At 72.3% G+C, this 12,595-nt stretch carries 9 protein-coding genes; 4 read left to right on the plus strand and 5 right to left on the minus strand.

What is annotated here, in order from left to right:
* The first annotated feature begins 23 nt into the window (after positions 1–23).
* Positions 24–1,190, plus strand: coding sequence for an allantoicase (gene alc, locus N4G70_RS01760; protein WP_261710560.1), 1,167 nt, complete (start codon positions 24–26; stop codon positions 1,188–1,190).
* A 544-nt stretch (positions 1,191–1,734) separates the two neighbouring features.
* Here the strand turns inward: alc and N4G70_RS01765 are convergent.
* The 3 genes from N4G70_RS01765 to N4G70_RS01775 all read right to left on the minus strand — a co-directional run bounded on the left by N4G70_RS01765 (position 1,735) and on the right by N4G70_RS01775 (position 4,808).
* Positions 1,735–2,565 (minus strand): alpha/beta fold hydrolase, encoded by an 831-nt coding sequence (locus N4G70_RS01765; RefSeq protein ID WP_261710561.1) that lies wholly within the window; start codon positions 2,563–2,565, stop codon positions 1,735–1,737.
* Between the two features lie 134 nt (positions 2,566–2,699).
* Positions 2,700–3,488, minus strand: a complete 789-nt coding sequence (locus N4G70_RS01770) for an alpha/beta fold hydrolase (protein WP_261710562.1) — start codon at positions 3,486–3,488, stop codon at positions 2,700–2,702.
* A 267-nt stretch (positions 3,489–3,755) separates the two neighbouring features.
* Entirely contained in the window at positions 3,756–4,808 is a 1,053-nt protein-coding gene (locus tag N4G70_RS01775; protein ID WP_261710563.1) for a trans-acting enoyl reductase family protein, read from the minus strand.
* A gap of 127 nt (positions 4,809–4,935) precedes the next feature.
* Here N4G70_RS01775 and N4G70_RS01780 point away from each other — a divergent pair, with 127 nt between their 5' ends.
* Entirely contained in the window at positions 4,936–5,871 is a 936-nt protein-coding gene (locus tag N4G70_RS01780) for a helix-turn-helix domain-containing protein (protein WP_261710564.1), read from the plus strand.
* Positions 5,872–5,966: 95 nt separating this feature from the next.
* Here N4G70_RS01780 and pepN read toward each other — a convergent pair whose 3' ends face one another.
* Positions 5,967–8,543, minus strand: a complete 2,577-nt coding sequence (gene pepN, locus N4G70_RS01785; protein ID WP_261710565.1) for an aminopeptidase N — start codon at positions 8,541–8,543, stop codon at positions 5,967–5,969.
* A 131-nt stretch (positions 8,544–8,674) separates the two neighbouring features.
* Here pepN and N4G70_RS01790 point away from each other — a divergent pair, with 131 nt between their 5' ends.
* On the plus strand, positions 8,675–9,169 hold the full coding sequence (locus N4G70_RS01790) for a DUF1203 domain-containing protein (RefSeq protein WP_261710566.1): 495 nt from the start codon (positions 8,675–8,677) through the stop codon (positions 9,167–9,169).
* A 633-nt stretch (positions 9,170–9,802) separates the two neighbouring features.
* Here the strand turns inward: N4G70_RS01790 and N4G70_RS01795 are convergent.
* Complete coding sequence (locus tag N4G70_RS01795) at positions 9,803–10,819, minus strand: aspartate-semialdehyde dehydrogenase (RefSeq protein ID WP_261710567.1); 1,017 nt, start codon at positions 10,817–10,819, stop codon at positions 9,803–9,805.
* Positions 10,820–11,077: 258 nt separating this feature from the next.
* Here N4G70_RS01795 and N4G70_RS01800 point away from each other — a divergent pair, with 258 nt between their 5' ends.
* Positions 11,078–12,547 carry a M28 family metallopeptidase gene (locus tag N4G70_RS01800; RefSeq protein ID WP_261710568.1) on the plus strand — a complete coding sequence of 490 codons (1,470 nt, stop codon included), beginning with the start codon at positions 11,078–11,080 and terminating at the stop codon, positions 12,545–12,547.
* The last annotated feature ends 48 nt before the right edge of the window (positions 12,548–12,595 follow it).

Raw genomic sequence — 12,595 nt, forward strand, 5'->3', positions numbered from 1 at the left:
GTGGGGCGAGCGAAAGTCGGGGCATGACTCCTGCCGCCGAGAACGCCGAGAACGCGAAGAACGCCGAGACCGCCTCCGCCGTCGACCCGCACGCCAACGACGCCGCGCCCTACGGCGGCGGCGACCCGTACGCCGACTACCGCTCGGGCGACTTCGCTTTCACCGAACTCGTCGATCTCGCCGACCGCAGGCTCGGCGCCGGAGTCATCGCCGCCAACGACGAGTTCTTCGCCGAGCGCGAGAACCTCCTCGTCCGCGAGCGCGCCGTGTTCGACCCCGAGCACTTCGGACACAAGGGCAAGATCATGGACGGCTGGGAGACCCGCCGCCGTCGCGGGGTGGACGCCGACCACGTCTTCCCCGCCCCCGAGGACCACGACTGGGCGCTCGTCCGGCTCGGCGCGCCCGGCGTGATCAAGGGCATCGTCGTCGACACGGCGCACTTCCGCGGCAACTACCCGCAGCGGATCTCGGTCCAGGCCGCCGCCGTCGAGGGCTCGCCCAGCCCCGAGCGGCTCCTCGCCGACGACGTGAAGTGGGACGAGATCATCCCGCCGACGCCGGTGCGGGGCCATGCCGAGAACGGCTTCGAGATCACCACCGGCCGCCGCTACACCCACATCCGCCTGTGCCAGCACCCCGACGGCGGCGTGGCCCGCCTGCGCGTGCACGGCGAGGTCGTACCGGACCCGGAGTGGCTCGACACGCTGGGCACGATCGACCTCGTGGCGGTCGTCAACGGCGGTGCGTACGAGGACGCTTCGGACAAGTTCTACTCGTCCCCGACGCAGATCATCCTGCCCGGCACGTCCCGCAAGATGGACGACGGCTGGGAGAACCGTCGTCGCCGCGTCCGCGACACCAACGACTGGGTGCGCTTCCGGCTGGTCGCGCAGGGGGCGATCAGGGCGGTCGAGATCGACACGGCGTACCTCAAGGGCAACTCGGCGGGGTGGATCGCGCTGAGCGGGCGCAACGGTGAGACGGGGGAGTGGTTCGAGATCATCCCGCGTACGCGGCTCCAGCCCGACACCCTGCACCGGTTCCGCCTCCCCGCGCAGGCGGTGGCGACCCATGTCCGGCTCGACGCGTTCCCCGACGGCGGGGTGGCCCGGATGCGGTTGCACGGTGTGCTGACGGTGGAGGGTGCGGCCGAACTGCGGCGCCGCCACGCGGAGTTGACCGGCTGACCCCGGTCCGCTCGGCTCGGACTCCCGCCCGGCGGAACGGTTGCGCGTATGACGCCCGTCCGCCGGGCGGTTTTCATTCCCCACCCCGCCCCTTCCCGAAAGCCTCCGGCGGGTGGGGGTGCGGGGGGTGTGTTCGGGGGCTCCGCCCCCACACCCCCAGCGGGGGCTCCGCCCCCTGCACCCCGGGCGGGGGCTCCGCCCCCTGCACCCCCAGCGGGGCTGCGTGCTCTGCACCCCCGGGCGGGGGTTGTGCCCCCTGCACTCCGGGCGGGGGCTGCGGGCTCTGCACCCCCGGGCGGGGGTTGTGCCCCCTGCACTCCGGGCGGGGGCTGCGGGCTCTGCACCCCCGGGCGGCGGCGGCGCCCCCTGCACCCCCGGGCGGGGGCTGCGCCCCCCGCACCCCCGGGCGAGGGCTGCGCCCCTGCACCCCGGGCCAGGGCTGCGCAACCTGCACCCCGGGCGAAGCCCCCCGCACCCCCAGCAAAGCCCCCCGCACCCCCAGCGAAGCCCCCCCGGCCCCCATGGCCCACCGGATGCGCATCCGTCACGCGCACGCGAAGGCGCGCAGGTCTTCGGTGAGGCGGGTCGCGTGGGTTGCGAACAGGCCGTGGCCCGCGTTTTCGTAGACGCGCAGGTCCGCGCCCGGGATCAGGGCGGCTGCGCGGCGGCCCGTGAGGTCGAGCGGGGCCGAGGCGTCGGCGGAGCCGTGCACGACGAGGACCGGGCGGTCGATCTTCGCCAGTTCCGGTACGAGGTTCAGCGTGACCAGCAGGTCGTTGAGGGCCGTTCCGGCCCGGGCGGTCGCTCCGAGACAGCGGTCGACCATGTGCGCCACGTACGCGTCCGACACCGCGGGGCCCGGGAGGTGGCGGGCGAAGAAAGCGTCCGCCCCGTCGCTGAAGAACTTCGCCCGGTCCTTGCGGAAGGTCTCGTTGAACGCGCGCATACGCTCCGGATCCAGTCCCCCGGGATGATCCTGGGACCGGGCAGGACCCGGGGCGACCCCGCTGACGAGGACGGCCCGGGCCACCCGCTCACCCCCGCCGAGGGTCAGGTGGCGGACGACCTCGGCGGTGCCGAAGGAGTGCCCGACCAGCGTGACGTCGCGCAGGTCCAAGTGGTCGAGCAGCGCGCCCAGATCGCCGGCCAGCGTATCGAGGTCGAAGCCGTCCCAGACGTCGTCCGACCTCCCATGGCCCCGGCGGTCGAGCCCGACGCACCGGAACCCCTCGGCCGCCAGCGGGAGCATCTGGTACTCCCACATCTCGGTGCCGAAGTAGGAGCTGCTGACGAAGACGAGGGCGGGGCCGCTCGCCGGACCGTAGTCGACGAAGTGGAGGCGGGTGCGATCGGTCGTGGACGTGAAGTACGGCATGACTGGGTCCCCTCCGTGGGGTGGCTGTGGGGCGGTGACACCATCCTTGCCCGGCGCCGCACGCAGGGCCATTACCCGCGGGGTCATGGCGGAGGCCGGGCGGGAGAGGGGCGGCGGCCCGGCCTCGGGGTGGTTCAGATGCGTGCGAGGAACGCCCGGACCGCGGTGGCGAAGCCCTCGGGGTCGGCCTGCGGGACGAAGTGGTCGGTGTCCAGCGGGTGGTAGACCGTGCCGGGACGCCGGGCACACATCGCGCGGGCCTGTTCGGCGGGCAGGACCTGGCTGCGCAGCCCGTGGACGAGGAGCGCGGGACAGTCGGTGGCCAGCCACTGCTTCCAGTGGTCGCCGCGGACGAGATTCTCGGAGTCGACGGTGTCCTGCGGGTGGAAGGGCAGTCGCCAGCCGCCTTCGGGCAGCGGGCGCAGCGCCGGACCGATCACGGGGCCCAAAGGCCCGCACGCGGCGGCCAGTTGCTCGCGGGTGGCGGCGGTGTAGGGGAAGCCGAGCACGAACGCGAGCGCGCTGGTTCCGTGGTCGGGGAGGTCGACGGCGGTGTCGACGGCGATCAGGGCCTCGACCAACTCCGGCCTTTTGGCGGCGAGATGGAGGGCGTTGACCCCGCCGAGGGAGTGGCCGAGGAAGACCGCCCGGTCGATGCCGAGGTGGTCGACGAGGGCGAGGAGGTCGGCGAGGTAACCGGCGCGGGTGTATTCGAGGGCGCGCCCGGAGTCGCCGTGGCCTCGCTGGTCGGGGGCGATCACCCGCCACTCGGGACCGAGGGCGGCGGCCAGGGCGGCGAAGGAGGCACCTTCGGAGAGGTGGCCGTGCAGGGCGATGAGGGGGCGGCCCTCGCCGCCGAAGTCCAGATAGGACAGCGCGCGACCGTCCACGGTCAGGCCGGCGCGGGCTGGCTGAACGGACATGAGGCGGTGCTCCGTTGGGTCGAGTGGTGAGGAGTGGTGAGGGGTGGTGCGGCGGGGGCGGGTGGGCCGCGCCCGTCAGGGGGTCTGTCGCCGGGGGAGTGCGGGTGCACACCGAAGGCGATGTGCGGGGCACCTCGGCTCCCGGCTCCCGGGTCCCGGGTCCCGGCTCCCGGGGCAGGGGGTCTGTCGCCCGGGGGTGTGCGGAGGCAGGGCGAGGGTGATGTGCGGGGCGCGATGCGGGGTGGAGCGGCGGGTGGGCCGCGCCCGTCAGGGGGTCTGTCGCCCGGGGGTGTGCGGGTTCACATCGAGGGTGATGTGCGGGGCCAGGGCGCGCAGGAAGTCCGGGGCGTCGAAGAGCTCGCCGGCGGGGGCGACGCCCTTGGTCCTGGTGCGGCCCGTCAGGACGCGTTCCAGGGCTTCGACGACCAGGGGCGCGGTGACCGCGTAGATGTCCTGGCCGCTCGCCGAGGCCCGGCGTTCGGTGCCGCCCGAGCGCACGACGGCGTCGACGAGGAACGTCTGGTCCGAGCGGCCGCTTCCGTCGGCGGCGGTCGGGGCCGGGGTGTCGGGCGTGGCGATGTCGCGGACGGCCTCGGTGGTCATGTACGTGGTCACCTCGGGGATGGACAGGTGCTGGGGGACGGTGACGACGTCCGCCATCGTGAACTCCCCGATCACCTGCCGGGGCCCGATCGGCTCCGGGAAGGCCCACTCCAGGGTGGGCGCCTCGTCGGTGCGGCGCTCCCACCGGCCGCCGCTGTAGCGCAGCCGGTGGTCGCCGCGCCGCTCGCGGGAGACCGCGCCCGACAGGCGGGTGCCGGCGGTGGGGTGCCAACTGCTGAGCGCGTAGGCGATGTGGGCCTCGTCGGCTTCGGTCCAGTCGCCCATCGCCGCGGTGGCCAGCAGGTCGCCGAGACCGCCGAAGAAGGCCATGGCGGGGACGATCACCGCTCCCGCGTCCCGGGCCCGCTCGCGGTAGTGGGCGAAGGTGTCGAGGTTGGCCTCGAGTTCGGCGGCCACGTCCAGGTACGGGATCCCGGCGCGCAGCGCCGCCTCGATGACGGGGCCGGTGGTCGAGGCGAAGGGGCCGGCGCAGTTGATGACCGCCACCGTTCCCGCCAGGGCCCGGTCCAGCGAGGCCGGGTCCTCGGCCGACGCCACCCGCGCCTCGAGTCCGTGCTCGCGGGCCAGCTCCCCCACCGCCTGCGCGTTGCGCCCGGACGGCACCGGGACGAACCCCCGCGAGACCAGCTCCGCGACCACGAACCGTCCCGTGTGACCGTACGCGCCGAAGACCGCCACCAGCTGACCTGACCCCATGAGACCGCTCCCCTGTATCCGGACGCCCGCCGCGGTGCTGATCCCCCGCGGCCCGACACCCCCATCCTGTCCCGGGGGATCGCCCCGCACGAGCGTCGGAAACGACATGGCACGTACAGTTTCGGACATGCCCACCGTCGCGCTGGCCGTCACCGACGGCATGCTCCACTACGAGCTGTCCGTGGCCCTCGAAATCTTCGGGTCCGACCTGGCCCACGTCGTGAACCCCTGGTACGACTTCGCCCTCTGCGGGAACGGCCCGGTCCGCATCAACCGCTTCCGCCTCGAACCGGACCACGGACTCGACCACCTGGCCCGTGCGGACACGGTGATCGTCCCCGGCTGGGCCGACACCGACCGCGAACCACCGTCCGACCTGGTGGAGGCGGTCCGCGCCGCGCACGCGGCCGGTGCCCGGGTGGCCTCGCTGTGCACGGGCGCCTTCGTCCTGGGCGCGGCAGGACTGCTCGACGGCCGGCGCGCCACCACCCACTGGGCCCACACCCGGGAGCTGGCCCGGCGCCACCCGGCGGCCACCGTCGACCCGGACGTCCTCTACGTCGACAACGGTGACGTCCTCACCTCGGCGGGCAAGGCCGCCGCCATGGACCTGTGCCTGCACCTGGTCCGCCTCGACCACGGCTCGGCCAACGCCAACAAGATCGCCCGGCGTCTGGTCATCCCGCCCCACCGCGACGGCGGCCAGGCCCAGTTCATCGCCACCCCGCTGCCCGCCCCCGGCAACCACCCGCTGAGCGAACTCTTCCCCTGGGCGCTGGAGCGACTGGACAAGGCGCTCAGTGTGGAGGACCTGGCCCGCCGGGCCGGTATGAGCTCGCGCCACCTCGGCCGGCACTTCAAACACCTCACCGGCACCACGCCGCTGCAATGGCTGCACACCCAGCGCATCCGCCGCGCCCAGGAACTCCTCGAAACCACCAACGCCACCGTGGACGCCATCGCCGCGAGCACCGGCATGGGCACCGCCACCACCCTGCGCCGCCACTTCCACCGCAGTGTGGGGGTCCCGCCCGACACCTACCGCCGCACCTTCCGCCCCTGAGCCCTGCCCCATGAGGTTGCACCGGAGGGCGCGAAAGAAGGGGCGGGGCGCGGCCTCCGAGAGACCGCGCCCCGCCCCCTCGGGTCGGCCGGGCGTTACGCGGAGGCCGCCGCGTCCGCCGCCCGCGCCCGCAGCGCCCGCTCGACGCCCGCGCGGGACTCCGAGATCAGGCGGCGCAGGGCCGCGTTGGGCTGGGCCGAGGAGAGCCAGGCGTCCGTCGCGTCCAGGGTCTCCTGGGAGACCAGGAGCGCCGGGTACAGGCCCACCGCGATCTGCTGGGCGATCTCGTGCGAGCGGGACTCCCACACGCCCTTGACGGCCTCGAAGAACTTCGCGGAGTAGGGGGCGAGGAGCTCGCGCTGGTCGGTCTGGACGAAGCCGCCGATCACCGCCTCCTGGACCGCGTTGGGCAGGCTGTCGGACTCCACCACCGACGCCCACGCCTCGGCCTTGGCCTCCGGCGTCGGGCGGGCGGCGCGGGCGGTCGCCGCGTGGCGCTCGCCCGCCGCGGTCCTGTCGCGCTCCAGTTCCGCCGCGATCTCCGCCTCGTCGAAGACGCCGGTCGCCGCGAGGCGTCCCACGAACGCCCAGCGCAGCTCGGTGTCCACGGCGAGGCCGTCGATGACCTCCGCACCCGTCAACAGGGCCTGGAGCAGGTCGAGTTGCTGGGGAGTGCGGGCGGTCGCGGCGAAGGCGCGGGCCCAGGCGAGCTGGTGGTCGCTGCCCGGCTCGGCGGTGCGCAGGTGCGCCAGCGTCGCGTCGGTCCACTGGGTCAGGCCCGTGTCGCGCCACTCGGGCGCCGCGTACAGGTCGAGGGCCAGCTTCACCTGGCGGTGCAGGGACTGCACCACGCCGATGTCGGACTCCTTGGTGATGCCGGACAGGACCAGCGCCAGGTAGTCGCGCGTCGCCAGCTCGCCGTCGCGGGTCATGTCCCAGGCCGAGGCCCAGCACAGGGCGCGCGGCAGGGACTCGGTGAAGTCGCCCAGGTGCTCGGTGACGACCCGCAAGGACTCCTCGTCGAGCCGGACCTTCGCGTACGAGAGGTCGTCGTCGTTGAGCAGCACGACGGCCGGGCGGGCCTTGCCCACCAGGGCGTCCACGGCGGTCAGTTCACCGTCGATGTCCAGCTCGACCCGGTCGGTGCGCACCAGCTTGCCGGCCGCGTCGAGGTCGTAGAGGCCGATCGCGATGCGGTGCGGGCGCAGCGTTGGCTCGCCCTGCGCGCCGGCCGGGAGCGCCGGGGCCTCCTGGCGTACGGCGAAGGAAGTGACGACACCCGCGTCGTCGACCGCGATCTCGGGGCGCAGCACGTTGATGCCGGCCGTCTCCAGCCACGCCTTCGACCAGGTCTTCAGGTCGCGGCCCGAGGTCTCCTCCAGCGCGCCGAGCAGGTCGGACAGGCGGGTGTTGCCGAAGGCGTGCGCCTTGAAGTACGCCTGCACGCCCTGGAAGAACTCGTCCATGCCGACGTAGGCGACGAGCTGCTTGAGGACCGAGGCACCCTTGGCGTAGGTGATCCCGTCGAAGTTGACCAGGACGTCGTCCAGGTCGCGGATGTCCGCCATGATCGGGTGCGTGGAGGGAAGCTGGTCCTGGCGGTAGGCCCAGGTCTTCATCGAGTTGGCGAACGTGGTCCACGCGTGCGGCCACTTGGAGCCCGGCGCGTACGCCTGGCAGGCGATCGAGGTGTAGGTCGCGAACGACTCGTTCAGCCAGAGGTCGTTCCACCACTCCATGGTCACCAGGTCGCCGAACCACATGTGGGCGAGCTCGTGCAGGATGGTCTCGGCGCGCACCTCGTAGGCGGCGTCCGTCACCTTCGAGCGGAAGACGTACTGGTCACGAATGGTGACCGCGCCCGCGTTCTCCATCGCGCCCGCGTTGAACTCCGGCACGAAGAGCTGGTCGTACTTGGCGAACGGGTAGGCGCAGTCGAACTTCTCCTGGAACCAGTCGAAGCCCTGCCGGGTCACCGCGAAGATCTCGTCCGCGTCGAGGAACTCCGCGAGCGAGGGACGGCAGTAGATGCCCAGCGGCACCGACTGCCCGCCCGGGCCCTCGTACGAGGAGTGCACCGAGTGGTACGGGCCCACGATCAGGGCGGTGATGTACGTGGAGATGCGCGGCGTCGGCTCGAAGGCCCAGACGTCGTCCTTGGGCTCCGGGGTCGGGGAGTTGGAGATCACCGTCCAGCCGCTCGGGGCCTTCACGGTGAACCGGAAGGTCGCCTTCAGGTCCGGTTGCTCGAACGAGGCGAAGACGCGGCGCGCGTCCGGAACCTCGAACTGCGTGTACAGGTAGGCCTGTTGGTCCACCGGGTCCACGAAGCGGTGCAGGCCCTCGCCGGTGTTGGTGTAGGCGCAGTCCGCGACGACCCGCAGTTCGTTGCGGCCCGCGTGCAGACCGGCCAGCGTGATCCGGCTGTCCTCGAACACGGCGGCCGGATCCAGGGGGGTCCCGTTCAGGACAACCTCGTGCACGGTCGGCGCGACCAGGTCGATGAAGGTCTCCGCCCCGGACTCGGCCGAATCGAAGCGCACGGTGGTCGCGGAACGGTAGGTTCCGCCCTCCTGTGCGCCACTCAGATCGAGCTCGATCTCGTACGAGTCAACGGTGAGCAGGGCTGCCCGCCGCTGCGCCTCTTCACGGGTCAGATTCGTGCCAGGCACCCGGTCATCTCCTTCAGATGCTTCAGTTCCATCAGATCGTGACGTTCCGGCCATCCTTGCACGCGGTGTGCGCGCAGCGCGATGTCCGTTTTCCGCCGGGGAACGGGGCCTCTCGCGACCACCCTGGAGCCATGACGATCTACACCGCGCGGGCCATCGAGCCCGCCGTTCTCGAGCAGCTCCGGGACACCGACGACGCCGGGCGCCCCTGCGTCCCCTTCGTCGACCCCGAGGGCGGTGACCCCCTGCGCTGCTGTCTGCGGCCCGTCGCGCCCGGGGAGCGGATCGCCCTGGTCTCGTACGCCCCGCTGCGGCGCTGGGCCGCGCGGATGTCGGTGTCGCCGGGGGCGTACGACGAGCAGGGGCCGGTGTTCATCCACGCCGACCCCTGCGACGGGCCCTCCGGGGAGGGCTATCCCTTCGCGCGGGCGGGGGCGCGGCGGGTGCTGCGGCGCTACGACGGGGCGGGGCGGATCGTGGGGGGCCGGCTCCTGGAGATCCCGCCGGCCGCGGAGGCGGCCTTCTCGGCCGCGCTCGACGAGGCGTTCCGCGACCCCGAGGTTGTTCTGGTGCACGTCCGTGCGGTGGAGTACGGGTGCTTTCAGTTCGAGGTGCGGAGGCCTTGAGCGGCCGGCCGATGGGGTGCGGGCCGTCGTGAGTCGCCCGCACAGTTCCCCGCGCCCCCTACGAACGGGGCTTCGCCCCGGCCCCGTTGTCGGGTGCGGGTTGTTTGTGGCTGGTCGCGCAGTTCCCCGCGCCCCTTTTCGGGGCTTCGCCCCGGTGGTTGTGGGCGGGTGCGGGTCGTGGTCGCTTCTCGCGCAGTTCCCCGCGCCCCTAACCCCTCTCGACCGTGCGGATCGTGGTCGCTTCTCGCGCAGTTCCCCGCGCCCCTTAGCGGTACTGATGCTGGCCCGCATCGGGCATTTCAGCCCGTCCGGCGTTTGAGGACGAGCGCCGTTCAGGCGCGATACGGGGTCTGGGGCGGAGCCCCAGGAAGCTTGACCTTCGGGTGCGGGCCGTGGCCGGCTGGTCGCGCAGTTCCCCGCGCCCCTCTAGCGGGGCTTCGCCCCGATCCTGTGGTTGCGCAGATTCCCGCGCCCGTGGCGGGGCTGGGCGTCAGCCCCTTGGGGGCGCGGGGAACTGCGCGAGAAGCGGGCACGGTCCGCACGATCGAGAGAGTCGAGGGGCGCGGGGAACTGCGCGAGCGGCCCCGCACGGTCCAAGGGGGAAATGCGGGCCGCAGGGGGTCGAAGGGGCGCTCAGCCCTTCAGTTCGGCGGCGACCAGCTCCGCGATCTGGACGGCGTTCAGCGCAGCGCCCTTGCGGAGGTTGTCGTTGGACAGGAACAGCGCCAGACCGTTCTCCACGGTCTCGTCGACCCGGATGCGGCCCACGTACGACGCGTCCTTGCCCGCCGCCTGGAGCGGCGTCGGGATCTCGGAGAGCTCGACGCCGGGAGCCGCGCCGAGCAGCTCGTACGCGCGCTCCACGCTGATCGGGCGCGCGAAGCGGGCGTTGACCTGGAGCGAGTGGCCGGAGAAGACCGGCACGCGGACGCAGGTGCCGGACACCTTCAGCTCCGGGATCTCCAGGATCTTGCGGGACTCGTTGCGGAGCTTCTGCTCCTCGTCGGTCTCGAAGGAGCCGTCGTCCACCAGGTTGCCCGCGAGGGGCAGCACGTTGAAGGCGATGGGACGCTTGTAGACGCCTGGCTCGGGGAACTCGACCGCGTCACCGTCGAAGGTGAGCTGGTCGGCCGCCTCGGCGACCTTGCAGGCCTGGGTGTGCAGCTCGGCCACGCCCGCCAGGCCCGAGCCGGAGACGGCCTGGTAGGTGGTGGCGACCAGCGCGGTGAGGCCGGCCTCGTCGTGCAGCGGGCGAAGGACCGGCATCGCGGCCATCGTGGTGCAGTTCGGGTTGGCGATGATGCCCTTGGGGCGGTCCTTGATCGCGTGCGGGTTGACCTCGGAGACCACGAGCGGGACCTCGGGGTCGCCGCGCCAGGCGGAGGAGTTGTCGATCACGACGGCGCCGTGCGAGGCGACCTTCTCGGCCAGCGCGCGCGAGGTGGCGCCGCCCGCGGAGAACAGCACGATGTCCAGGCCCGTGTAGTCGGCGGTGGACGCGTCCTCGACCGTGACGCCGTCCAGGACGGTGCCCGCGGAGCGCGCGGAGGCGAACAGGCGCAGCTCCTCGACCGGGAAGGCGCGCTCCACGAGGATCTTCCGCATGACTGCGCCGACCTGTCCGGTGGCTCCGACGATTCCGACCCTCACGGTGTCTCCTTTGGTGCTGGTGCGCACGTGCTGCTCACGTGGTCGTGTACGGCTCCGGCGCACCCATGATGCGTCGGGGCACGGCGGACTTGTCCAATCCATTGTCCGGGGTGTGGGACACCTGCCCACTTGTGACAAGTCCATGGCATCCGTGTTGCATCCGCCCCGAAATGCCCCGGGGAGCCGTTTTTGCTGGCTACGGTCCTGACAAGCCGGTCGATCATCGGCGACACCGCACCGCCTTCCGGAGGATTTCCCGTGTCCGTATCCCGCCGCAGCCGGGCCATAACCGCCCTCGCCCTCGCCCCGGTGATCCTGTCCCTCGCGACCCCCGCCGTCGCCCGCGGGACCCACGATCCCCAGCTGGCGAAGAAGCTGGCCAAGGAGGCGTCGGGGGAGAGCGCCCGCCGTCATCTGGAGGCCTTCCAGAAGATCGCCGACGCCAACGGCGGCAACCGCGCCGCGGGCACCCCCGGCTTCGACGCCTCGGCCGCCTATGTGTACGGGCAGCTCAAGCGCGCCGGGTACGACGTGGCGTACCAGGACTTCACGTTCTACGAGTCGAAGACCCTGCGCCAGCAGCTGACCGTCCAGGGGCGTCAACTCCCGGTCGCCGCCTATGGGTTCAGCGCCTCGACCCCGGCGGGCGGGCTGTCCGCCGAGCTGAAGGCCGCCCGTGTGGACGACACCCCGGGCTGCTCGTTGGACGACTACGACGACTACGCCTCCGGGGGCTTCGCCGGGAAGTTCGCCCTGGTGAAGCGCGGAAGCTGCACCTTCCAGGAGAAGGAGGCCGTCGCCGCGAAGGCGGGCGCCGCCGGGATCATCCTCTACAACCACTCCGGCACCGAGCCGGTGCACGGCACCGTCGAGGCGCCCGGCAACGCCCACATCCCGGCCGCCGGGATCACCCTGGCCGACGGTGAGGCGCTCGCCGGGCAGATCGCCAAGGGCCCGGTGAAGGTCACCCTGGACGTGGCCACCGAGGCGCTCGCCAAGAAGACCCGCAACGTGATCGCCGAGACCCGCACCGGCGACCCGGACCAGGTGGTCGCGCTCGGCAGCCACCTCGACTCGGTCCCCGCGGGCCCCGGCATCAACGACAACGGCTCGGGATCCGCGGGTCTGCTCGAAGTCGCCCTCAAGCTCGCCGAGGAGACCAAGCAGACCAGGAAGCACCCCAAGCAGCTGCCGCACAAGGTGCGGTTCGCCTGGTGGTCGGGCGAGGAGCTCGGCCTGCTCGGCTCGGAGCACTATGTGAAGAACCTCACCGAGAGCCAGAAGAAGCAGATCAAGCTGTATCTGAACTTCGACATGATCGGCTCGCCCAACGCCGCCCAGCTCGTCTACGACGGCGACGACTCCGACCACAAGGGCGCGGGCCCCGGCCCGGCGGGCTCGGCTCGGATCGAGGGCCTGATCAACACCTACCTCGACCGACGAAACGTCCCGCACGAGGGCTATGACTTCGACGGCCGCTCCGACTACGGGCCCTTCATCGCCGTCGGCATCCCGGCCGGCGGCACCTACACCGGCGCCGAGGAGATCAAGACGCCCGCGCAGGCCGAGAAGTGGGGCGGGCGCGCGGGCGAGGCCTTCGACCCCAACTACCACGCGGCGGGCGACACGCTGGACAACATCGACGCGCGGTTCTTCGACCTCAACATCGACGTCATCGCGCACGCCGTGGGCACCTACGCCTACGACCTGAGCTCGATCCAGAACTGAGGGGCCACGAACAAGCGGGGCGGGCGCTCGTGATGAGCACCCGCCCCG

It is taken from the genome of Streptomyces sp. ASQP_92 (assembly GCF_025399895.1).
Classification (GTDB): Bacteria; Actinomycetota; Actinomycetes; order Streptomycetales; family Streptomycetaceae; genus Streptomyces.